This window comes from Pantoea sp. EKM10T, from assembly GCF_011800685.1.
GTDB lineage: Bacteria > Pseudomonadota > Gammaproteobacteria > Enterobacterales > Enterobacteriaceae > Pantoea > Pantoea agglomerans.
On record NZ_JAALEU010000009.1, the window covers coordinates 127,381 to 149,021 of the forward strand.

Annotated in this window: 21 protein-coding genes; 14 read left to right on the forward strand and 7 right to left on the reverse strand. The window is 56.5% G+C overall.

Annotated elements, in window-relative coordinates; genetic code table 11:
- Positions 1-41: 41 nt before the first annotated feature.
- From aroK to trpS, 7 genes are all read left to right on the forward strand, one after another.
- Positions 42-563: a shikimate kinase AroK gene (gene aroK, locus HFD95_RS17280; RefSeq protein ID WP_003852989.1), complete on the forward strand. Its 522-nt coding sequence runs from the start codon at positions 42-44 to the stop codon at positions 561-563.
- A 38-nt stretch (positions 564-601) separates the two neighbouring features.
- Positions 602-1,690 (forward strand): 3-dehydroquinate synthase, encoded by a 1,089-nt coding sequence (gene aroB, locus HFD95_RS17285; RefSeq protein ID WP_167430548.1) that lies wholly within the window; start codon positions 602-604, stop codon positions 1,688-1,690.
- 72 nt (positions 1,691-1,762) lie between these two features.
- Positions 1,763-2,815 carry an SPOR domain-containing protein gene (locus tag HFD95_RS17290; protein WP_022624046.1) on the forward strand — a complete coding sequence of 351 codons (1,053 nt, stop codon included), beginning with the start codon at positions 1,763-1,765 and terminating at the stop codon, positions 2,813-2,815.
- Positions 2,816-2,908: 93 nt separating this feature from the next.
- Positions 2,909-3,724: an adenine-specific DNA-methyltransferase gene (gene dam, locus HFD95_RS17295; protein WP_167430549.1), complete on the forward strand. Its 816-nt coding sequence runs from the start codon at positions 2,909-2,911 to the stop codon at positions 3,722-3,724.
- A gap of 67 nt (positions 3,725-3,791) precedes the next feature.
- Positions 3,792-4,475, forward strand: a complete 684-nt coding sequence (gene rpe / locus HFD95_RS17300) for a ribulose-phosphate 3-epimerase (RefSeq protein ID WP_010253116.1) — start codon at positions 3,792-3,794, stop codon at positions 4,473-4,475.
- Positions 4,459-5,136: a phosphoglycolate phosphatase gene (locus tag HFD95_RS17305; RefSeq protein WP_167430550.1), complete on the forward strand. Its 678-nt coding sequence runs from the start codon at positions 4,459-4,461 to the stop codon at positions 5,134-5,136. Before rpe ends, HFD95_RS17305 begins: the two co-directional genes overlap by 17 nt.
- 16 nt (positions 5,137-5,152) lie before the next feature.
- Positions 5,153-6,154 carry a tryptophan--tRNA ligase gene (gene trpS, locus HFD95_RS17310; RefSeq protein ID WP_010253111.1) on the forward strand — a complete coding sequence of 334 codons (1,002 nt, stop codon included), beginning with the start codon at positions 5,153-5,155 and terminating at the stop codon, positions 6,152-6,154.
- Positions 6,155-6,212: 58 nt separating this feature from the next.
- Here the strand turns inward: trpS and cysG are convergent, their stop codons facing one another.
- The 3 genes from cysG to nirB are packed head-to-tail and all read right to left on the reverse strand — an operon-like array spanning position 6,213 to position 10,486.
- Complete coding sequence (gene cysG / locus HFD95_RS17315; protein ID WP_167430551.1) at positions 6,213-7,577, reverse strand: siroheme synthase CysG; 1,365 nt, start codon at positions 7,575-7,577, stop codon at positions 6,213-6,215.
- A 45-nt stretch (positions 7,578-7,622) separates the two neighbouring features.
- The gene (gene nirD, locus HFD95_RS17320; RefSeq protein WP_159227114.1) at positions 7,623-7,949 is read right to left on the reverse strand and encodes a nitrite reductase small subunit NirD; all 327 of its coding nucleotides are present in this window, start codon (positions 7,947-7,949) and stop codon (positions 7,623-7,625) included.
- The gene (gene nirB, locus HFD95_RS17325; protein ID WP_167430552.1) at positions 7,946-10,486 is read right to left on the reverse strand and encodes a nitrite reductase large subunit NirB; all 2,541 of its coding nucleotides are present in this window, start codon (positions 10,484-10,486) and stop codon (positions 7,946-7,948) included. Before nirB ends, nirD begins: the two co-directional genes overlap by 4 nt.
- Before the next feature lie 217 nt (positions 10,487-10,703).
- Here nirB and HFD95_RS17330 point away from each other — a divergent pair, with 217 nt between their 5' ends.
- Positions 10,704-11,981 carry a cytosine deaminase gene (locus HFD95_RS17330; protein WP_029519456.1) on the forward strand — a complete coding sequence of 426 codons (1,278 nt, stop codon included), beginning with the start codon at positions 10,704-10,706 and terminating at the stop codon, positions 11,979-11,981.
- A 35-nt stretch (positions 11,982-12,016) separates the two neighbouring features.
- Here the strand turns inward: HFD95_RS17330 and tsgA are convergent, their stop codons facing one another.
- On the reverse strand, positions 12,017-13,195 hold the full coding sequence (gene tsgA, locus HFD95_RS17335; protein WP_022624051.1) for an MFS transporter TsgA: 1,179 nt from the start codon (positions 13,193-13,195) through the stop codon (positions 12,017-12,019).
- Positions 13,196-13,456: 261 nt separating this feature from the next.
- Between tsgA and ppiA the strand changes: the two genes are divergently transcribed.
- From ppiA to HFD95_RS17360, 5 genes are all read left to right on the forward strand, one after another.
- Positions 13,457-14,029 (forward strand): peptidylprolyl isomerase A, encoded by a 573-nt coding sequence (ppiA, locus tag HFD95_RS17340; RefSeq protein WP_003852970.1) that lies wholly within the window; start codon positions 13,457-13,459, stop codon positions 14,027-14,029.
- A gap of 99 nt (positions 14,030-14,128) precedes the next feature.
- A complete protein-coding gene (locus HFD95_RS17345) occupies positions 14,129-14,299 on the forward strand; it encodes a YhfG family protein (RefSeq protein ID WP_010253095.1) in 171 nt (56 codons plus the stop codon).
- The gene (locus HFD95_RS17350) at positions 14,289-14,882 is read left to right on the forward strand and encodes a putative adenosine monophosphate-protein transferase Fic (protein WP_022624052.1); all 594 of its coding nucleotides are present in this window, start codon (positions 14,289-14,291) and stop codon (positions 14,880-14,882) included. Before HFD95_RS17345 ends, HFD95_RS17350 begins: the two co-directional genes overlap by 11 nt.
- A gap of 41 nt (positions 14,883-14,923) precedes the next feature.
- On the forward strand, positions 14,924-15,499 hold the full coding sequence (locus HFD95_RS17355) for an aminodeoxychorismate/anthranilate synthase component II (protein WP_033768095.1): 576 nt from the start codon (positions 14,924-14,926) through the stop codon (positions 15,497-15,499).
- Between the two features lie 81 nt (positions 15,500-15,580).
- A complete protein-coding gene (locus HFD95_RS17360; protein WP_022624054.1) occupies positions 15,581-16,801 on the forward strand; it encodes an aspartate aminotransferase family protein in 1,221 nt (406 codons plus the stop codon).
- A gap of 1 nt (position 16,802) precedes the next feature.
- Here HFD95_RS17360 and HFD95_RS17365 read toward each other — a convergent pair whose 3' ends face one another.
- On the reverse strand, positions 16,803-18,878 hold the full coding sequence (locus HFD95_RS17365; RefSeq protein ID WP_064691046.1) for a YccS/YhfK family putative transporter: 2,076 nt from the start codon (positions 18,876-18,878) through the stop codon (positions 16,803-16,805).
- 57 nt (positions 18,879-18,935) lie between these two features.
- The gene (gene crp, locus HFD95_RS17370; protein WP_003852956.1) at positions 18,936-19,568 is read right to left on the reverse strand and encodes a cAMP-activated global transcriptional regulator CRP; all 633 of its coding nucleotides are present in this window, start codon (positions 19,566-19,568) and stop codon (positions 18,936-18,938) included.
- 303 nt (positions 19,569-19,871) lie between these two features.
- Here crp and HFD95_RS17375 point away from each other — a divergent pair, with 303 nt between their 5' ends.
- A complete protein-coding gene (locus HFD95_RS17375) occupies positions 19,872-20,276 on the forward strand; it encodes an OsmC family protein (protein ID WP_010253071.1) in 405 nt (134 codons plus the stop codon).
- A gap of 466 nt (positions 20,277-20,742) precedes the next feature.
- Here the strand turns inward: HFD95_RS17375 and HFD95_RS17380 are convergent, their stop codons facing one another.
- Positions 20,743-21,612, reverse strand: coding sequence for a phosphoribulokinase (locus HFD95_RS17380; RefSeq protein WP_010253068.1), 870 nt, complete (start codon positions 21,610-21,612; stop codon positions 20,743-20,745).
- Positions 21,613-21,641: the final 29 nt, after the last annotated feature.

Consider the following 21,641-nt stretch of genomic DNA (forward strand, 5'->3'; position numbering starts at 1 on the left):
ACGCGGGGTATCATTAACGAATTCTTAGTAATACCGACAAAATGGCAGAGAAACGCAATATCTTTCTGGTTGGGCCGATGGGTGCCGGCAAAAGCACTATTGGCCGTCAGTTGGCTCAGCAACTCAACATGGAGTTCTTCGATTCCGATCAGGAAATTGAGCGACGCACCGGAGCGGATGTGGGCTGGGTTTTTGATGTCGAAGGCGAAGCTGGCTTTCGCGATCGCGAAGAAAAAATCATTAACGAACTGACCGAGAAGCAAGGCATCGTCCTGGCGACAGGCGGTGGTTCCGTCAAATCCCGGGAAACGCGTAATCGTCTCTCCGCCCGCGGTGTTGTGGTTTATCTTGAAACCACCATCGAGAAGCAACTGGCGCGCACCCAACGTGACAAAAAACGTCCGTTGCTGCAGGTGGATTCACCGCCGCGTGAAGTGCTCGAAGCGCTGGCTGGCGAACGTAACCCGCTCTACGAAGAGATCGCCGATGTAACCATTCGCACAGATGATCAGAGTGCGAAAGTGGTGGCGAATCAGATTATCCACATGTTGGAAAAAAGTTGATCCAACGTTCGAAGGCTCCTTAACAGGTATCGGGCATCATGGAGAAGATCACCGTCTCACTGGGGGAACGCAGTTACCCCATCACTATCGCTGCCGGACTGTTTAACGATCCGGCTTCTTTTTGGCCGCTAACCGCGGGCGAAAACGCCATGGTGGTGACAAACCAGACGCTGGCTCCGCTTTATCTTGACCAGCTGACGGCGCTGCTGACGGCGGCAGGTGTAAAAGTGGATCAGGTGATCTTACCCGACGGCGAGCAATATAAGACGCTGGCCGTGATGGATCAGGTTTTTACCGCGCTCCTGCAAAAGCCGCACGGTCGTGATACGACGCTTATCGCCTTAGGCGGCGGCGTCATTGGCGATCTTACCGGTTTTGCTGCGGCCAGTTATCAGCGTGGCGTACGCTTTATTCAGGTACCGACCACCTTACTGTCGCAGGTCGACTCTTCGGTTGGCGGCAAAACGGCCGTTAACCATCCGCTGGGCAAAAACATGATCGGCGCGTTTTATCAACCCGCGTCGGTGGTGATTGATACTGCCTGTCTGCAGACGTTGCCCGCGCGCGAACTGGCGTCGGGTCTGGCGGAAGTGATTAAGTACGGCATCATCCTCGACGGTGCGTTTTTCCAGTGGCTGGAGCAGAATCTTGATGCCCTGCTGGCGCTGGATGAACAGGCGCTGGCGTACTGCATTCGTCGCTGCTGTGAACTGAAAGCCGAAGTCGTGGCCGCCGATGAACGTGAAAACGGTCAGCGGGCGTTGCTGAATCTGGGCCATACTTTTGGTCATGCGATTGAAGCACACATGGGCTATGGCAACTGGCTGCACGGTGAAGCGATTGCAGCGGGCATGGTGATGGCGGCACGCACGGCTGAACGCCTGGGGCAGTTCCAGGCACAGGAGACGGACCGCATTATTGCTCTGTTCCTGCGTGCCGGTTTGCCGGTACATGGGCCGGAGGCGATGAGTGCGGAGATGTATCTGCCGCACATGATGCGCGATAAGAAAGTTCTGGCGGGCGAATTGCGGCTGGTACTCCCGCTGTCGATTGGCCGCTCTGAAGTGCGTGGTGGCGTGGTACATGATATGGTGCTGGCTGCAATTAATGATTGTCAGCAATCCTGAGATTAAGCAGTTGAGTGGTGACGCGGCGCGCAGGGTGCGCAGTGCGGAATGCCGCTTTACGGAGGAGGCAAAATGGATGAGTTTAAACCGGAAGATGAGTTAAAACCTGACGCCAGCGATCGCCGTCCCTCGCGCCCTCGTAAGTCGTCTCCCGCAGCCAAAATACCGGTTTCGCGCCAGCGCATCATGATGGGTGTCGGGATCCTGGTTCTGCTGTTACTGGTACTGGGTATTGGTTCGGCGCTGAATGGCCCGGATGAGAAAAAACCTGCGACTGCGGGCAACACGCCTGCCGCTGGCGGCGGTTCCGGCAGTGAGAAGAATATCGACCTGGCCGGCTCCTCTTCCATGTCAGGTGGACAGACGACGCCAACCGGCGGGCAGACCACGCCAGCTACCAGCGAAAATAACGCGGCGACCAGCGGTAATGCTGCGTCTGACCCGCAGCGCGACGTCTCAATGCCGCCTGTGGCTTCAACGCCTACGCAGGCCGCCCCTGTTGAGACGCCAGCAAATCAGCAGCGTGTCACGCTGCCGGGCGATCTGAACAGCGCGCTGAGTAATCAGCAGCAGCAGGTCGACAGTGCCGCGATGGGCACGCAGGGTGGCAGTTCACTGCCAACGGCGCCTGCCACGGTCAGCGGCAATGCCGGAACGGCTGCGAATCCGGTTACGGCCCCAGCAGGCCGTCAGACGCCAAACAAATCAAATGCTTCTGCACGTCCGGCGCACGATTCATCGCATAAAACTGCCTCGAAGCCTGCAACCCGTGACAGCAAAACACATACCACGCCAGCACGTACGCCCGCCCCTTCTGCTCCGGCCACTGCGGCGGCAGGCAGCAGTTCAGCCAGCAAATCATTACCAGGCGGCAGCTATACCCTGCAGCTGAGCGGTGCATCGAAGGCGGAAAGCCTGAATGCCTGGGCTAAGCAGCAGAATCTGAGTGGGTATCACGTCTACAAAACCACCCGTAACGGTCAGTCGTGGTACGTGCTGGTGAGTGGTTCCTATGCCACACCGGCTGATGCCAAACGCGCGGTAGCCTCACTGCCTGCCGAAGTGCGTGCGAAGAACCCGTGGGTTAAACCAGTAAGCCAGGTGAAGAAAGAAGCCAGCCAATAGCGGATGTGGGGCCAGTTTCTGGCCCCGTTTTAAGCGCAGATCTGCTGTCGGTCCAGCCACAGCCTCACAATAAGATGTAATAACCACGACAGCATGAAAAAAAATCGCGCTTTCCTGAAATGGGCAGGGGGAAAATTTCCCTTAGTAGAAGAGATCCATCGCCATCTGCCGCAAGGCGACTGTCTGGTAGAACCCTTTGTTGGCGCGGGTTCGGTGTTTCTGAACACTGAATTTGATCGCTACCATCTGGCTGATATCAACAGTGACCTGATTAATCTCTATAACATTGTTAAAACGCGCACGGCGGATTTCATCCGTGACGCGCAGCTGCTGTTTACGCCGGAAAGTAACAACGAGATCTGTTATTACCAGCGTCGCACCGAATTTAACACCAGCACCGACGCCTACCTGCGCGCGCTGTTGTTCCTCTATCTGAACCGTCACTGTTACAACGGCCTCTGTCGCTATAACCTGCGTGGCGAGTTCAACGTGCCGTTTGGCCGCTATCGCAAACCCTACTTTCCGGAAGCAGAACTGTTATGGTTTGCCGAGCGTGCGCAAAAAGCGACGTTTGTCTGTGAATCGTACGATGTTACCCTGACCAATGCCGGTAAAGGCTCGGTAGTCTATTGCGATCCGCCTTATGCGCCGCTGTCGGCAACGGCCAATTTCACGGCTTATCACACCAACAGCTTCAGCCTGCGTGAGCAGGAGAACCTGGCGACGTTAGCGGCAAAGCTGGCTTCGTCGGAGGACCGGATTCCGGTACTGATTTCTAACCACGACACTGCACTGACGCGTTTATGGTATCAGGATGCAGAGTTACATGTGGTCAAAGCCCGGCGTTCTATCAGCCGAAGCATAACGGGTCGCACCAAGGTCGACGAACTGCTGGCACTTTATAGCTAGTCTGTTTCGTCCGCGACCAACGCATTACGCCAGCCTGCGTGCTGGCGCACAACAGTGGGAGAATCGGATGAAACAATATTTGCTGGCCCCTTCAATCCTTTCGGCGGACTTTGCTCGCCTGGGCGAAGACACAGCCAAAGCGCTGGCGGCCGGAGGTGACGTGGTTCACTTCGACGTGATGGACAACCACTACGTGCCTAATCTGACCATGGGTCCGATGGTGCTGAAAGCACTGCGCGACTATGGCATCACTGCCCCCATCGATGTGCATCTGATGGTGAAGCCGGTAGATGCGCTAATCCCTGATTTCGCCAAAGCGGGTGCCACCTACATCACCTTTCATCCCGAAGCCAGCGAACACGTTGACCGCACCCTGCAAATCATCAAAGAGCATGGCTGCAAAGCGGGTCTGGTGTTTAACCCGGCGACCCCGCTGAGCTACCTCGATTACGTCATGGATAAGCTGGATATCATTCTGCTGATGTCAGTGAACCCTGGCTTTGGCGGTCAGTCATTTATTCCTGGCACACTGGATAAACTGCGTGAAGCGCGCAGGCGTATCGATCAGAGCGGTTACAGCATTCGCCTTGAAGTGGATGGCGGCGTGAAGATCGACAACATTGGCCAGATCGCTGCCGCCGGTGCCGACATGTTTGTCGCCGGTTCCGCGATCTTCGGTCACCCTGACTATAAAAAAGTGATCGACGATATGCGCAACGAACTGGAGAAGGCCAATGGCTCATTTCACTGATATTCGTGCGCTGGCGTTTGATCTTGATGGGACACTGGTGGATAGCGCACCCGGCCTGGCCGATGCGATTGACCGCACGCTGAATGACCTCCGTCTGCCGCAGGCGGGCCTTGAGCGTGTCTCAACCTGGATTGGCAACGGCGCGGATATCATGATGGCCCGCGCGCTGACCTTCGCGCTGGGCCGTGAGCCGCAGCCGGAAGAGCAGCGTGATGCGCGGGCACTGTTTGACCGGCATTATGCCGATACCGTGGATGCGGGCAGTACGCTGTTTCCACAGGTAAAGAAGACGCTGGCCGCATTAAAGGCTGCCGGGCTGCCGATGGCGATAGTCACCAACAAGCCGACGCCGTTTGTGGCACCGCTGCTGGAGTCGCTTGGCATTGCTGATGCGTTTTCGCTGATTATCGGTGGCGACGATGTGCCGGTTAAAAAACCGCATCCTGCGGCAATTTTTATGGTGCTGGGCACCTTTGGTGTGTTGCCGAATCAGTTGCTGTTTGTCGGCGACTCACGCAATGATATCCAGGCGGCGCAGGCGGCGGGCGTACCCAATATCGGCATGACCTTTGGCTATAACTATGGCGAGCCGATTGCCACCAGCCAGCCCGATTTAACCCTCGACTCTTTCGACGAACTTTTGCCCGCTCTGGGGCTGTAAATATCAGGACATAAGTATGAAACCCATCGTTTTCAGCGGCGCACAGCCGTCCGGCGAACTGACCATTGGCAACTATATGGGAGCGCTGCGTCAGTGGGTGCAGATGCAGGATGATTTCCACTGCATTTATTGCATCGTTGATCTGCACGCGATCACCGTGCGTCAGGATCCTGTTGCACTGCGTAAAGCGACGCTGGACACGCTGGCGCTCTATCTGGCCTGTGGTATCGACCCGCAAAAAAGCACCATCTTCGTTCAGTCGCATGTGCCAGAGCACACGCAGCTGAGCTGGATCCTGAACTGCTACGCCTACTTCGGTGAACTGAGCCGCATGACGCAGTTCAAGGATAAATCAGCGCGTTACGAAGAGAACATTAACGCCGGTCTGTTCGACTATCCGGTGCTGATGGCGGCTGACATTCTGCTCTATCAGACCCATCAGGTGCCGGTGGGTGAAGATCAGAAGCAGCATCTGGAGCTGAGCCGCGATATCGCGCATCGCTTCAATGCGATTTATGGCGATATCTTCAAAGTACCAGAGCCGTTGATTCCGAAGTCTGGCGCGCGCGTGATGTCGCTGCTGGAACCGACGAAGAAGATGTCCAAGTCTGACGATAACCGCAATAACGTGATCGGCCTGCTGGAAGATCCGAAAGCGGTCGTGAAGAAGATTAAACGCGCCGTCACCGATTCTGAAGAGCCGCCAGTGGTGCGCTACGACATCAAAGAGAAAGCGGGCGTCTCTAACCTGCTGGATATACTGTCGGGCGTGACCGGTAAAACCATCGCCGAGCTGGAGCAGGAGTTCGAAGGCAAGATGTATGGCCACCTGAAAGGCGCAGTAGCCGATGCTGTGTCGGGTATGCTCTCTGAGCTGCAGGAGCGTTATCACAGCTTCCGCAACGATGAAGCACTGCTGGAGCAGGTGATGCGTGATGGCGCGGCCAAAGCACGCGCACAGGCGCAGGAAACGCTGAAGAAGGTGTATCAGGCGGTAGGCTTTGTCGCGATGCCGTAATGGCTGAGCAGACAACCAGGACGGCGGGCATTGTGCCCGCCGTTTTTATTTGCCGGACTCAGAACCAGCGCAGGCTGTCACGCAGACTTACCACGCTGCCGATGATCATCAGGCCGGGACTGGTCACCTGACCGGCTAACGCTTCCAGCTCGCTCAGTGTCCCGGTGACCACGCGTTGACGCGTAGTGGTGCCGTTTTCCACCAGTGCCACCGGCATATCGCTGCGCATACCGTGCTTTATCAACTGCTGCTGAATCTCTCCGGCCTGCGTGAGCCCCATATAAAAGACCAGCGTCTGCTGTTCCGCCGCCAGCGTCTCCCAGGCGAGCGAGGCCTCTTTCTGCAGATGTCCGGTAACCAGTCTGACGCTCTGCGCATGATCGCGGTGGGTCAGGGGAATACCGCTGTAAGCCGCACAGCCCGATGCGGCGGTGATCCCCGGCACCACGCTGAACGGAATCTGCCGCTGCGCCAGCGCTTCCAGCTCTTCACCGCCGCGACCAAAGATAAAGGGATCGCCGCCTTTCAGCCGCACTACGCGTTTTCCCCGCTGCGCCTGTTCGCAGAGCAGCTGGTTGATCTCATCCTGCGGCACGCAGTGATGTCCGGCGCGTTTCCCGACAAAAATGCGCTCGGCATCGCGGCGCACCAGATTCAGGATCTCATCGGAAACCAGCCGGTCATAGACGATGACATCTGCCTGCTGGATCAGCTGTAAGCCTTTCAGAGTCAGTAATCCGGCATCACCCGGACCGGCACCGACCAGCGCCACTTCACCCTGTTGGCGAAGGTCAGCGTTAAAGAGCTGGTCGGTAATCTGCTCCGCGCGTTCACTGTCGCCGTTGGCCAGCGTCTGGGCCAGCCGCTCGCTGTTAAAGAAGCGTTCCCAGAAGTGGCGGCGGGCACTGACAGAGCTGAATTGCTGTTTCACCCGCGCGCGCAGAGTGCCTGCCAGCTGAGCCAGCTGGCCAAGGTGTTGCGGCAGCATCGCCTCCAGCTTCTCCCGCAACAGGCGCGCCAGTACCGGCGCGCGTCCACCGGAAGAGACGGCGACCATCAGCGGGGAACGATCGATGATCGACGGCATAATGGCGCTGGCCTGCTGCGGCGCATCCACCAGATTGCAGAAGATCTGCTGTTTTTCGGCGGCTTCAGCCACCTGCTGATTGACCGCATCGTCGCTGGTTGCGGCGACCACCAGCCAGCAGCCGGCCAGCCAGTGCGGATCAAACGCCCCTGGCAGCAGCGTGATGGTTTCCTGCTGCGCCCATTGCCGGAAGGCGGGGGAGAAATCAAGGGCACCGACCAGTAGTTCGGCGCCGGCCTCCAGTAGCAGGCGGGCTTTCCGCTCAGCCACGTCACCTGCGCCGACCAGCAGGCAGCGTCGGCCCTGCAGGCGGCAGAATAAGGGGAAGTAGTCCATCAGACGTCCTTAAAAAAGCCCGCGGAGGCGGGCTGTTGACGGGAGTTACAGGCAGACTTCAACCTGTCCGGCATTGACCCGCACCGGCCAGGCCGCCACGGAGCGCGTTTCATCCTCCATGCAGTAGCCATCGCTAAGACGGAAATGCTGCTTTTTCAGCGGGCTGGCAACCCAGAGCGCATCCTGATGTTCAGCAATAATGCCGCGTGACAGCACGCTGGCATCGGCAAACGGATCGATATTGCTGATGGCATAGAGCTGCTCATCGTTGCGGGGACGGAAGATTGCAACCTGCTGGCCTTTGACCAGCGCGCAGACGCCCGTAGCGGGCAGGATCTGCGTCAGCGGACACACCGGATTCCACTGGCTCATGATTCGGTCTCCTCAATCAGGGTCACGGCAATACGTTCATCGGCGCGTGCCGGGCGGTGCTGGTCGCGCTCCGCGACCCGCTGCACGCCAGGATCGCGCTGCGGCGAGTTGATAAAGTGGGCAAAGCGCGTCAGGTGATCCTTATCTTCCAGCGTCGCTTTCCATTCACAGTTGACGCTGGCGCGCAGCGCCGCCAGCTGCTGCTCCATCTGGCCGTTGAGGCCAAGTTTGTCATCCACAATCACCTTACGCAGATAGTCGATGCCGCCTTCCAGACTCTCCAGCCACAGCGAGGTGCGCTGCAGTTTGTCGGCAGTGCGGATATAGAACATCATGAAACGGTCGAGATAGGTAACCAGCGTCTGCTGATCGAGATCGGCCGCCAGCAGATCGCCATGGCGCGGCTTCATGCCGCCGTTGCCGCAGACGTAAAGGTTCCACCCTTTTTCCGTCGCGATAATGCCGACATCTTTGCCCTGTGCTTCTGCACATTCACGGGTGCAGCCAGAGACGCCAAACTTCATCTTGTGCGGCGTACGGATGCCTTTATAGCGGTTCTCCAGCATCACGCCGAAGCCGAGGCTGTCACCCACGCCATAACGGCACCAGGCGCTGCCAACGCAGGTTTTCGCCATCCGCAGCGCCTTGGCGTAGGCCTGGCCGGTTTCAAATCCGGCGTCGATCAGCTGTGACCAGATAGCGGGCAGATCGTCTTTCTGCGCGCCAAACAGACCGATGCGCTGAGAGCCGGTAATTTTGGTGTAGAGCTGATAGCGCTCGGCTATCTCGCCAATCACTTTCAGTCCCTGGGGCGTGATTTCACCGCCAGGCGAGCGTGGGATCACCGAGTAGGTGCCATCTTTCTGGATGTTGCCAAGGTAGAGGTCGTTGCTGTCCTGTAACGGCGCGTGCTGGGGTTTGAGCACATACTCATTCCAGCAGGAGGCGAGCAGTGAGCCAACCACCGGCTTGCACACTTCACAGCCGTAACCCTGACCATAGCGGGCCAGCAGTTCGTCAAAGGTTTTAATCTCCTCTACCTGAATCAGGTGATAAAGCTCCTGACGTGACCAGGCGAAGTGGGCGCAAAGATGGTTATTGACCTCAATGCCCTGACGGCTGAGTTCACTGTTGAGAACCTGGGTGATCAGTGGGATACAGCCGCCGCAACCGGTGCCGGCACGGGTGCTGCTTTTCAGTGCTGCCACGGTATGACAGCCACCCTGAACCGCCTTAATGATGTCGCCTTTACTGACGTCAAAGCAGGAGCAGATTTGTGCAGTATCAGGCAGAGAATCGACGCCGATGGCCGGTTTATCCCCGCTGCCGGCTGGCAGAATCAGCGCTTCCGGATTAGCAGGCAGCGGAATACCATTCAGCACCAGCTGCAGCAGGTTGCCATAGTCGCTGGTGTCGCCCACCAGTACGGCACCCAGCAGGGTTTTCTGATCTTCGCTGATAATCAGGCGCTTGTAGATCGATTTGCTCTCATCCAGCCAGACCACGCTGCGAGCGCCTGGCGTGGTGCCGCGCGCATCGCCAATGCCGCCAACATCAACACCCAGCAGCTTCAGTTTGGCGCTCATGTCCGCGCCGGTAAACGCATTGTCGCGGTCCAGCAGATGGTCGCTGGCGACCTGAGCCATTTTGTATCCCGGCGCCACCAGGCCATAGACGCGATTCTGCCAGGCAGCGCACTCACCGATGGCGTAGATAGTGGGATCGCTGGTCCGGCACTGGTCATCAATGGCGATGCCGCAGCGCGGCCCCAGGGCTAATCCACACTGTTTCGCCAGTTTGTCCTGCGGGCGAATGCCGGTGGAGAAGACGATGAAATCGACCTCCAGCGCGCTGCCATCAGCAAACTGCAGCGTTTTGCCGCCGTGCTCGTGATGCACAATCTGTTGGGTGTTTTTACCGGTGTGGACCCGCACGCCCATCTGCTCAATCTTGCGACGTAGCTGCTCACCGCCTTGCTGATCTAACTGCTCCGCCATCAGCACCGGCGCAAATTCAATGACGTGGGTTTCAATGCCCAGATTTTTCAGTGCGCCCGCCGCTTCCAGCCCCAGCAGGCCGCCGCCAATCACCGCGCCGCGTTTGCTGCGGCGCGAACAGGCTTCGATGGCGTTGAGATCTTCGATGGTGCGATAGACAAAGCAGTCGCTGCCTTCGGCACCGTTAATTGGCGGGATCCACGGATAAGAGCCGGTGGCAAAAATCAGCGTATCGTAATGCACCGCGCGACCGGTACTGGAGTGGATGAGCTTCTCATCACGGTTAATGGTGATGGCGCGTTCACCCAGCAGCAGATTGACCTGATGTTTGTCGTAATAGCCTTCACGAACCAGCGACAATTCTTCAGCGGTGTGATGGGAAAAGTAGGCGGACAGGTGGACACGATCATAGGCGACACGGGGTTCTTCACAAAAGACGGTCAGCGAAAACTGGTCAGGTTCCGCTTTCTCTAGTAATTCTTCTATGAAGCGGTGGCCGACCATGCCGTTACCGATAACGACGACATTGTGCTTGCTCATTTTTGCCTCAAATTTGCGATATCTGCGGCTACAATAGCGCGCCGTTTCTGGCACTTATTGATATACATCAACCACGACGCCATATACCCATTAAGAGGTATATGGTTGATTTAAAATAATTTTTTCTGGTGCGGCTAACCCGCTGATTATTCGGGCTTGCGGCGGGTCACCTGAATCGTGTTAGTTTTAAAACACAAAACCGGAAAAGGAGTCGGCAATGATGTCACCTAAGTGGATCAATAACGTGCGTTTACCCTGGCGGGATGGGTTATGGCAGATCGCCATCGCCGATGGCAAAATTGCCCGGCTCTCAGCCCAGCCGCAGCACGCTTCACCGGCGGATGAATCGCTGGACGGCGAGGGTGGCTTAGCCTGCGCGCCTTTTATTGAGCCGCATATTCATCTGGATACGACCCAGACCGCTGGCGAACCCGCGTGGAACCAGTCCGGTACGCTGTTTGAAGGCATTGAGCGCTGGGCTGAACGCAAAGCCATGCTCAGTCATGAAGATGTTAAGCGGCGGGCGATGCAGACGCTGAAGTGGCAGATTGCCAACGGCATTCAGTTTGTCCGTACCCATGTTGACGTTTCTGACCCGTCACTGACGGCGCTTAAAGCGATGCTGGAGTTGAAGGCGGAGATGGCGCCGTGGATCACTATCCAGATTGTTGCTTTTCCCCAGGAGGGTATTCTCTCTTATCCCAACGGTGAAGCGCTGCTGGAGGAGGCATTGCGGCTGGGCGCGGATGTGGTCGGCGCGATCCCGCATTACGAATTCACCCGTGAATATGGCGTTGAGTCGCTGCATAAAACCTTTGCGCTGGCTAACCGCTACGATCGGTTGATCGATGTTCACTGCGATGAGATCGATGATGAACAGTCGCGCTTTGTGGAGACCGTGGCGGCGCTGGCGCATCGCGATGGCAACGGCGCGCGCGTGACGGCCAGTCATACCACCGCGATGCACTCTTACAATGGCGCATATACCTCACGACTGTTTCGACTGCTTAAGCTGTCAGGCATTAATTTTGTTGCGAATCCGCTGGTCAATATTCACCTGCAGGGCCGCTTTGATACCTATCCTAAGCGGCGCGGCATTACGCGAGTGAAAGAGATGCTGGAGGCAGAGATTAACGTCTGTTTTGGCCACGACGATGTGTTTGATCCCTGGTATCCGCTGGGCACCGCCAGCATGCTGCAGGTGCTGCATATGGGCTTACACGTCTGTCAGTTGATGGGCTATGAGCAGATTGATGCGGGTCTGGATCTGATTACGCATAACAGCGCGAAGACGCTGCAGCTGTCAGGCTATGGCATTCAGACCGGCAACGATGCCAGCCTGATTATTCTGCCGGCAGAGAGTGGTTTTGATGCAGTAAGAAGACAGGTTCCGGTGCGCTACTCGCTGCGTCGCGGCACTGTGGTGGCAGAGACAAAGCCCGCAGAAAGCGAGATTTACTGGCGGGAGCGGGAGCGGATAGACTTCCGGCGTTAAACAGCAGGGCGGCGATCAATCGCCGCCCTGAATGATTAATGCGTAACGTGACCGTGCGAGCGATGTTTAGTGACCAGCCCCAGCAGGACACACATTACAAACACCACCGCGTAGAGGCCGTTGGCGGTGACCAGCGCCGTGTGCACGCCGCTCTTCTCAACAATCGGCGCGGTCACCACGAAGGTCAGCATGGTGCCAACGGTGCCGCAGGTCAGAATAAAGTTCACCAGTTTCGGTGACGCTACTTTGGTCTGCAGCGAGCCGAGCGTGATGATGGTGGTGTAAATTGCGCTGGAGCTGAAGCCCAACACCATAATGATCCACTTCAGCATGCTGGCATCGCTGCTGCTGACGAACCAGTACATCAGCACGGTAGCCAGTCCCGCCAGCACCATCAGAATGCGTTGCAGATCGAAGAAGCGCAGCAGGAAGCTGAAGGCCCACATACCCACCATATACGCGGTCCAGAAGCTGCCCACCAGTTGTCCGGCATCATTAATATTCATGCCCATGACTTTGGTGGCATATTCCGGCACCCAGGAGATAAAGCCAAGCTGGCCCAGAATGTAGCAGAGCGCCGCCACTGCCAGCAGCAGCACGCCCACACCCCATTTTTCTTTCTCAACTGTCGGGCTGTTTTCGGGCTTACGCAGCACCGGGAACTCGACAAACAGCGTCATGATGAAGATCGCGACGTAGATAAAGCCGATGCAGACGTAGACCCAGTACCACGGCAGCTGACGCGCAAGCAGAATCCCCGCCAGCACCGGAAACAGCGTGCCCGCCATGCTGAAGAAGGAGTCGGTAAACAGCAGGCGCGAACCGCGCTGGCGGCCTTCATACATATGGGTGATCAGGAAGGTGCCGATCGACATAGTAATGCCGCTGACCACGCCCAGCACAAACATACAGAGCGAGAAGACGGTCAGATCGCGGCTGGTCATCAACCCGATTATCGCCAGTACCATCAGGACGAAGCCGAAAATCAGCTGACGCTTCAGTGGCACAATCACCATCAGCCAGGCGTTCAGGAAAACCGCCGCCAGGATGCCGCTGTTGAGGAAGGTGAAGGTATTACTCATGCTGGATATGGGGATCTGGAAATCTTTTGCGATATCGCCCATTACCATGCCGGTAACAATCACCAGCGCGCCGGTAAGCGCGTAGGAGAAGAAGCTTATCCAGGTGAGGCCAATACGATTACGGTTTGTCATGTTCTGAACCTGTTGAGAACCGGGTGCCAAAAAGTGTCAGAAAGTGTAAACGGAACCGTGATCTTAATAAACAACCAGTGAAACCAGAGATCCATATTTCATGTGTTGTGTGATTTTAATCACGTAATTGCCGGGGTTTAACGTTTGCTCCCCCCATTTGCTGCCACAGCGTAAATATAGGTAAAACGCTGGCTCCTGGAATAGAGTCTCTTTACAATCAATCACGTTTTTGTGCCCGCTCTCCCAGGTAAGGAATCTTTCATGTTTAAACGTACTTTAACAGCGGCCATCACCCTGTTAGCGCTCTCTTCCGTTTCCGCCCAGGCGCTGGCTGCAAAAGGTGACACCCACGTTCTGCTCACCACCTCCGCCGGCAATATCGAACTCGAACTGAATAACCAGAAAGCGCCGGTTTCTGTGAAAAACTTCGTTGATTACGTCAACAACGGTTTTTACAACAACACCATTTTTCACCGCGTGATCCCGGGTTTTATGGTGCAGGGTGGGGGCTTCACTACGGACATGCAGCAGAAGCAGACCAACGCGCCAATCAAGAATGAAGCGGATAACGGCCTGCGTAACCTGCGCGGCACGATTTCCATGGCGCGTACCGCCGATAAAGACAGTGCGACCAGCCAGTTCTTCCTCAACGTCGCGGATAATGCATTCCTCGATCACGGACAGCGCGATTTTGGCTATGCCGTATTTGGTAAGATTGTGAAAGGTCAGGATGTGGTTGAAAAAATTTCTCAGGTACCGACCAAAGATGTGGGTCCTTACCAGAATGTTCCATCCAAACCGGTAGTTATCCTCTCCGCCAAAGTCCTGCCTTAAGTCCGTTCGTCGCCATCTGCGGATGGCGACCGCCTGCCGCATCCGGCAAAGCCAGAATTTGCTCTTATACTTAGGGCAAAAACCTGAGCAGGAGGCGGCATGGCGAACAAACTCACCGAAAAACAGAAGGTCACCCTGTGGCGACAGCGGCGTAGCGCCAGCTATCAGGCCAGCTGTCGGCTGGAAGGCTTCTCGCCAAATGAAACCAGCGTAAACAGCGATGATGCGGCCGCACGTCTGGCGTCACTGAGGAGGCAATATGGACTCTAATACCGCCGTCAGCCAGGATCCCTACCTGTGGCAGCATGACAATGTGCTGAAAAACCTGCCCGATATTCACGATGCCGCGCAGCTGCGTAAGGCGGAGCTGAGTTTTAGTGCGGCGCGTGCCGCCACGCTGGAGCTGGGCCCCCGTAATCCTGGGCTGCCTTACCTGCGCCAGATCCACCGTACGCTGTTTCAGGACGTCTACAGCTGGGCTGGTGAACTGCGCACTATCGATATCTGGCGCGATGAGACGCCGTTCTGTCATTTCGAATATATCGAAAAGGAAGGTAACGCCCTGATGGCCGCGCTGGAAGAGGAGAAGGGCCTTGCTGACCTGCCACGTGACGCGTTTATTGAGCGTGTTGCCCACTACTACTGCGAAATCAATATGTTGCATCCTTTCCGCCACGGCAACGGTCGGGCGCAGCGGATTTTCTTTGAACAGCTGGCGCTGCATGCCGGTTATCTGCTCTCCTGGGAAGAGACTGACGCTGAAAGCTGGAAAGCGGCGAATCAGGCCGGTGTGGCCGGAGACCTGACTCTGCTGGAGCAGGTATTTGCGAAAGTGGTGAGCGAGGCGGCTTAACCGCGTAGAATAGCGGCGCGGGTAATTATTCTGGACTGGCCATGCTGCTGCTTATCGACAATTACGACTCCTTTACCTGGAATCTTTATCAATATTTCTGCGAGCTGGGCGCGCAGGTTCGGGTGGTGCGCAATGATGCCATCACGCTGGAGCAGATGGCGGCGTTACCGCTGACTCATCTGGTGATCTCCCCTGGTCCCTGTACGCCGTCGGAGTCAGGCATTTCGCTGGCGGCGATCCGGCATTTCGCCGGTCAGCTGCCGGTGCTGGGCGTCTGCCTGGGCCATCAGGCAATTGCGCAGGCGTATGGCGCGCAGGTCGTGCGTGCGCGTCAGGTGATGCACGGCAAAACCTCTGCGATTCAGCACACTGGCCAGGGCGTGTTCCGCACTCTGAATAATCCACTAACCGTGACCCGCTACCATTCGCTGATTGTACAGCGCGGCTCCCTGCCAGATGCCTTCGAGGTGACTGCCTGGACGATGCGTGACGGCGAGCCTGACGAAATTATGGGATTCCGCCATAAAACCCTGGCGCTGGAAGGCGTGCAGTTCCATCCCGAAAGCATTCTCAGCGAGCAGGGACATCAGCTGCTGCGCAATTTCCTTGAGCAATAAGTTGCCTTTGAGTGATTTTTTATGCATATTTTGTGATTATTATTTCAAAGTTGCACATCAATCATCTAAATGGGGTCATCAATGGCAGCGGAAAAAATTGCGGTCACGCGGGAGACGTTCGATAACGTTATTTTGCCTGTTTATGCACCTGCGCAGTTCGTGCCGGTAAAAGGCAAGGGCAGTCGTGTATGGGATCAGCAGGGCAAAGAGTATATCGATTTCTCAGGTGGTATCGCCGTCACCGCACTTGGACACTGCCATCCTGCGCTGGTGGAGACGCTGAAAAGTCAGGGCGAGACGCTGTGGCACACCAGCAACGTCTTCACCAACGAACCGGCGCTGCGTCTTGCCAGTAAGTTAATTCAGGCGACCTTTGCCGAGCGGGTCTTCTTCGCTAACTCCGGGGCCGAAGCCAACGAGGCCGCCTTTAAGCTGGCGCGCTACTACGCCTGCAAACGTCACAGCCCATTCAAAAGTAAGATTATCGCCTTTCATAACGCCTTTCATGGCCGGACGCTGTTTACCGTCACGGTCGGCGGACAGCCAAAATATTCTGATGGGTTCGGGCCTAAACCGGCGGATATCGTTCATGTGCCGTTCAATGATCTGAACGCAGTAAAAGCGGTGATTGACGATCACACCTGCGCCATTGTGGTTGAACCGATTCAGGGGGAGGGTGGCGTCGTGCCCGCAACGCAGGAGTTTATGCAGGGACTGCGTGAGCTTTGCGATCAGCATCAGGCGCTGCTGGTGCTGGATGAAGTGCAGAGCGGCATGGGGCGCAGCGGCAAGCTGTTCGCCTATGAGCATTATGGCATCCAGCCCGATATTCTGACCTCAGCCAAAGCGCTGGGCGGCGGTTTCCCGGTCAGCGCCATGCTGACCACTAACGAGATCGCCTCGACCATGGCGCCGGGCGTGCATGGCACCACCTATGGCGGCAATCCACTCGCCTGCGCCATCGCCGAAACCGCGCTAGATATTATCAATACGCCGGAGGTGCTGGCAGGCGTTGAGACACGTCGTCAGCACTTTGTCACGGCGCTGCAGGCCATCGATGCGAAGTATGATCTCTTCAGCGATATTCGTGGCAAGGGTCTGCTGATTGGCGCGGCGCTTAAACCGCAGCATGCCGGTAAAGCACGCGACATCCTGAATGCCGCGGCCGCAGAAGGCGTGATGGTGCTGGTTGCCGGCACTGACGTGATGCGTTTTGCCCCGTCACTGATCATTGAGCCTGCCGACATCGAAGAGGGCATGAGCCGCTTCGCCACGGCCGTCGGCAACGTGCTCAACGGCTAGCTTAGTTTTTACGTAAGCGTCTGATCAGCCAGCGGCCATGTTGCGGCCGCTGGTTCCACGCCAGCGATGAAATGGTGTACATCACGCTCAGATGATCGAGAATGCGCCGCACATGCTGCTCCACCACCGTGATCGGTCCCTCACTGATGTTCTCCAGCTCATCCAGCAGGTTAACCTGTGAGCTTTCACCATCATATTCCAGCCGCTGCTGACACCGCTGCAGCGCGATTTCACAGGATTGCAGGTAACGCTCAGCCAGCGAGGCAGTGAGCATGGTGTGCTCACGCGCCAGAATCGTCATGGCGTTGATATGCTCGACGATAAACTGACTGTGCGTGACCCAAAGCCGCATATCACTCAGATAGCGGGAGTTGAACGCGGGTTCCTGCATCGCCTGATTCAGTGAGTTAAACAGCGCATTGTGTGCCTGATTGACCTTCACGCGCTGATAAGCCAGTTTCTCTGGTGACTGTTCGTCACCCAGCAACAGCCGCAGCGCATCCTGATAAGTTTCCAGTGCGTCATGGGCGTTCTGCCGCAGTAAGCCGCTCTGCCACTGCGGCCACAGCCAGAGCATCCCGCCAAAGGCGATCAGACAACCCATCAGCGTATCCATGAGTCGCGGCAGCAGAAACTGCGCGCCATTCAGCGACAGCAACTGCAGCGAGTAAACCGCCGTGACCGTAAAGCCAATCATCGACCAGCCATAAAACTGGCGGGTAAAGCGATAGCTGATAAAGGTAATCGCCAGCATGATCAGCAGCACCAGCGACTCCGGCACCGCCATGCGCAGCGTGGCGGCCGCGATCACCAGACCGGCAAAAGTGCCCAGCGCCCGGTGCTGAATGCGGACACGGGTAGCGCTGTAGCCGTTCTGGCTGACGAACATGATGGTCATCAGGATCCAGTAGGGTTTGGGGATGTTGAAGAACAGCGCCAGCGCGCTGCCCAGCATCAGCATCACCGCAAAGCGGCCGGCAGTGCGCAGGGCCGATGAACGTAAAGAGAGATAACTGCGCAGCGCCGGTAACAGCGGCAGACGGCGCTGGCGGTCAGCCATCAGATCGCGCTGATAAAGGGGTTTCTGGGTGCGCAGAACCCGCGCAATACGGTTGAAGTGGTAAAGGCAGAAGTTACCCACCGGATTGTCGGGATGCTGATGGGCGATTTTCTCCAGCGCGCCGAGCTGTTTATCCATCGCAAAGCGATCGGGTAGCTGGTGATAGAGAATGTTATCCGCCAGCACCCGCAACCGGGCCGAGATGGTTTTGGCATTCCAGCGGATCACCGCTTCGGCGTGGCTCTGTTCGACCAGCTTCTGCACCTCTTCCGGCCGATGCAGGCTGACCGAGATATGTTCCTGCAGATCCAGCGCCACCTGAAAGGCGCGCGTCAGCCGTTTATGGCTGTGATCGCGGCTTGCCGACAGCATATGCATCTGCTGATAACAGGTGTTAATCAGATCGACCACTTTCTGCTGACGAGCCAGCAGCGGCGGCAGCGCCTTTTCCGGATCGGTCAACTGCGTCAGCAGGGTATATTTTGCGTCGCAGTAGTTAGCCAGCTCGCGGTAGATCAGGCTCAGGCTTTCGCGCATTGGCTGCTCTTTCCACAGCCAGAACCAGAACCAGTTAAAGAGCCCGTACCATAGCGTGCCGCCGATATAGAGCAGCGGGGGAACATAGATTGGCATGCGGCCAATCAGGCTCAGGGTAAAGATGGCGGCAATCAGGGTGCCGGGCAGCAGACGGCCATGCAGCGGGCTGATCTCCCCGGTAACGCCGAGCAATAAGGGCATGGCAAACAGAATCAGCGGCAGCGGAATAGCATGCAGGGTGAGCCACTGCATCAGAAAGCTGCCGAGGGCAAACAGGCTGCCGCCAACAATCAGGCGTTTGAAGAAGCGTTTATGCGGGGTATCCAGACCGGCGATGTTGCAGCAGGCGGGCACTAATGAGAACAGCAGACCTTTTTGCAGGTCGCCAGCCAGCCAGCCCAGCGCCACCGGCAGACAGAGCACCAGCGTTTGCCGCAAGGCGTAGTTAACTTCAGGATGGTAAATAATTCGACGCCACATCGGCCCAACACAAACAATAACGGCGTGATGTTGCCATCACGCCGTGGGTGACAGGAATTAGCGGGTGCCGTAAACGACGATGGTTTTGCCGTGTGCGGAGATCAGGTTCTGATCTTCCAGCATCTTCAAAATACGGCCCACGGTTTCACGTGAACAACCAACAATCTGGCCAATTTCCTGACGAGTGATTTTAATTTGCATGCCGTCGGGATGCGTCATGGCATCTGGCTGCTTCGCCAGGTTGAGCAGGGTCTGTGCAATGCGTCCGGTTACGTCGAGGAAAGCGAGGTTACCCACTTTTTCAGACGTCACCTGCAGGCGACGCGCCATCTGCGATGAGAGTCGCATCAGGATGTCAGGGTTAACCTGGATCAACTGACGGAATTTCTTGTAAGAAATTTCCGCCACTTCGCACGCGCTTTTCGCACGTACCCAGGCGCTGCGCTCCTGGCCTTCTTCGAACAGGCCAAGTTCACCAATAAAATCGCCCTGATTCAGGTAGGAAAGAATCATCTCTTTGCCTTCTTCATCTTTAATCAGAACCGCAACGGAACCTTTCACGATGTAGTAAAGCGTTTCTGCTTTTTCACCTTGGTGAATCAGCGTACTTTTGGATGGATACTTGTGAATATGGCAATGGGACAGGAACCATTCGAGTGTAGGGTCTGTTTGCGGTTTGCCGAGAACCATTCGCTATTATCCTCTGTTGTAATCGTGCCCAAAATACAGGGGGCAGTTTTCCCTGTCAGGCGGTGAAAGCTTCAAGCGTTTCCATTTCAGGAAATTATTCGGGCCGCATCAGGCGCAGTGCGCATCATCCTTCCCGGCTTCGTCATCGGGTGACGAAAAATATTTTCAGCACTGTTTGTAGCACAGCTTTTGCCGACTGTCTTCTGTTGTCTCGCTTCAGCTACGGGCGGATTTCTCTGGATTGCTGTTTACCAGGCGAAAGCGTACTCTGGCGACAAAACAGCGTATTCCGGAGCAAAAATCATGCAGGCAAGAGTGAAATGGGTAGAAGGGCTGACATTCCTCGGAGAATCCTCATCCGGCCATCAGATACTGATGGATGGAAATTCGGGTGATAAAGCGCCCAGCCCAATGGAGATGGTGCTGATGGCGGCGGGCGGATGCAGCGCGATTGACGTGGTATCAATTCTGCAAAAAGGCCGAAACGATGTGGCTGATTGTGAAGTAAAACTGACCTCAGAACGTCGTGAAGAGGCGCCGCGAATCTTTACGCACATCAACCTGCATTTTATCGTGAGTGGCAAAGCCCTCCAGGATAAAGCGGTCTCACGCGCTGTGGATCTTTCTGCTGAAAAATATTGCTCTGTGGCCATCATGCTGGGTAAAGGCGTCAACATTACGCATAGCTATGAAGTGATCGAACTTTAGTACCCGCAGGGATCTTTTAAGGTCGCGGGCAAAATCTGTCGTGCTCTGCTGTCAGACTGTGCCTGCGCTGGGAACCGGGTCAGATCGGAAAGTCGCTTAAGCCAATCCCTGGCCGCTCGGCCCGCGCCGTCCCTGGCGCGGGACGCTTTCCTCTTCTGACCCGGTTCCCAGCGTGTTGAACTTATCTATTGCTGCCAGATTCTTTCTGCCCAGGCGTTGTCTGTAGCGACCTTCCTGAAACCGGATGCGGTTGCCGGACGTGAAGCGAAGGGAGCATATACCTGTAGCAAAGCATCGCGGGCCAGGGATGGCCCGCGCTGAGCCTGCCAGGGATGGCGGTTTTGCGTCTTTGCGAAAGGTTTATGCTCCCTGAAGCCTGCTCAGCGGTAAGTCTTTAGCCGCAGGAAAGCCAGTTTTACCATCTTTATGAAAGACATCTGCTCTCAGAGCGGTTTTTGCTGGCCTCTTACTCTATTCGCTTACCTTCCATCAGCCGCTTCACCAGCGGACCCATGATCAACTCCATCGCCAGACCCATTTTGCCGCCAGGCACCACCAGCGTATTGATGTGCGAGATAAACGAGCCCTGCAGCATCGCCAGCAGGTAGGGGAGGTCGATATCTTCCAGCGCCTGGAAGTGGATCACCACAAAGCTCTCATCCAGTGACGGAATAGCGCGGGCAGCGAACGGGTTTGAGGTATCGACCGTCGGGACGCGCTGAAAGTTGAGGTGAGTGCGTGAGAACTGTGGTGTGATGAAGTTGATGTAATCTTCCATCGAGCGCACCACCGAATCCATGACCGCTTCACGTGAATGGCCGCGCTCGCCGGTGTCGCGCACCAGCTTCTGAATCCACTCCAGGTTCACAATCGGCACCACGCCAACCAGCAGATCAACCTGTTCTGCTACGTTGTGCTGCGCCGTTACCACGCCGCCGTGCAGCCCTTCGTAGAAGAGAATATCGGTGTTCTGCGGCAGCGGTTGCCACGGCGTAAAGGTGCCGGGCACCTGATTCCACGGCACTGCTTCATCATAGGTATGCAGATATTTACGCGACTGGCCCTGTCCGCTCTGACCATACTCTTTAAAGCTCTGCTCCAGCAGGCCAAAGTCATTGGCTTCCGGGCCGAAGTAGCTGACATGACGTCCTAAATCGCGCGCCTTACGAATCGCCATATCCATTTCAGGGCGGGTAAAGCGGTGAAAGCTGTCACCTTCCAGCTCCGCCGCATGAAGATCGAGCTGCTGAAAGATTTTGCGAAACGCCACGCTGGTGGTGGTGGTCCCTGCGCCGCTGGAACCAGTCACCGCGATAATGGGATGACGTGCAGACATAGAAAAGCTCCCTGTGAGGTCGGGCAATA

Excerpts from the sequence above, each read along its gene's own strand:
- aroB (WP_167430548.1), top strand. The coding sequence starts at position 602 with ATGGAGAAGATCACCGTCTCACTGGGGGAACGCAGTTACCCCATCACT.
- crp (WP_003852956.1), bottom strand. The coding sequence starts at position 19,568 with ATGGTTCTCGGCAAACCGCAAACAGACCCTACACTCGAATGGTTCCTG.
- rpe (WP_010253116.1), top strand. The coding sequence starts at position 3,792 with ATGAAACAATATTTGCTGGCCCCTTCAATCCTTTCGGCGGACTTTGCT.
- ppiA (WP_003852970.1), top strand. The coding sequence starts at position 13,457 with ATGTTTAAACGTACTTTAACAGCGGCCATCACCCTGTTAGCGCTCTCT.
- HFD95_RS17305 (WP_167430550.1), top strand. The coding sequence starts at position 4,459 with ATGGCTCATTTCACTGATATTCGTGCGCTGGCGTTTGATCTTGATGGG.
- HFD95_RS17350 (WP_022624052.1), top strand. The coding sequence starts at position 14,289 with ATGGACTCTAATACCGCCGTCAGCCAGGATCCCTACCTGTGGCAGCAT.
- HFD95_RS17330 (WP_029519456.1), top strand. The coding sequence starts at position 10,704 with ATGATGTCACCTAAGTGGATCAATAACGTGCGTTTACCCTGGCGGGAT.
- nirB (WP_167430552.1), bottom strand. The coding sequence starts at position 10,486 with ATGAGCAAGCACAATGTCGTCGTTATCGGTAACGGCATGGTCGGCCAC.
- HFD95_RS17380 (WP_010253068.1), bottom strand. The coding sequence starts at position 21,612 with ATGTCTGCACGTCATCCCATTATCGCGGTGACTGGTTCCAGCGGCGCA.
- nirD (WP_159227114.1), bottom strand. The coding sequence starts at position 7,949 with ATGAGCCAGTGGAATCCGGTGTGTCCGCTGACGCAGATCCTGCCCGCT.
- HFD95_RS17365 (WP_064691046.1), bottom strand. The coding sequence starts at position 18,878 with ATGTGGCGTCGAATTATTTACCATCCTGAAGTTAACTACGCCTTGCGG.
- dam (WP_167430549.1), top strand. The coding sequence starts at position 2,909 with ATGAAAAAAAATCGCGCTTTCCTGAAATGGGCAGGGGGAAAATTTCCC.
- HFD95_RS17375 (WP_010253071.1), top strand. The coding sequence starts at position 19,872 with ATGCAGGCAAGAGTGAAATGGGTAGAAGGGCTGACATTCCTCGGAGAA.
- HFD95_RS17360 (WP_022624054.1), top strand. The coding sequence starts at position 15,581 with ATGGCAGCGGAAAAAATTGCGGTCACGCGGGAGACGTTCGATAACGTT.
- trpS (WP_010253111.1), top strand. The coding sequence starts at position 5,153 with ATGAAACCCATCGTTTTCAGCGGCGCACAGCCGTCCGGCGAACTGACC.
- HFD95_RS17290 (WP_022624046.1), top strand. The coding sequence starts at position 1,763 with ATGGATGAGTTTAAACCGGAAGATGAGTTAAAACCTGACGCCAGCGAT.
- cysG (WP_167430551.1), bottom strand. The coding sequence starts at position 7,577 with ATGGACTACTTCCCCTTATTCTGCCGCCTGCAGGGCCGACGCTGCCTG.
- aroK (WP_003852989.1), top strand. The coding sequence starts at position 42 with ATGGCAGAGAAACGCAATATCTTTCTGGTTGGGCCGATGGGTGCCGGC.
- HFD95_RS17345 (WP_010253095.1), top strand. The coding sequence starts at position 14,129 with ATGGCGAACAAACTCACCGAAAAACAGAAGGTCACCCTGTGGCGACAG.
- tsgA (WP_022624051.1), bottom strand. The coding sequence starts at position 13,195 with ATGACAAACCGTAATCGTATTGGCCTCACCTGGATAAGCTTCTTCTCC.
- HFD95_RS17355 (WP_033768095.1), top strand. The coding sequence starts at position 14,924 with ATGCTGCTGCTTATCGACAATTACGACTCCTTTACCTGGAATCTTTAT.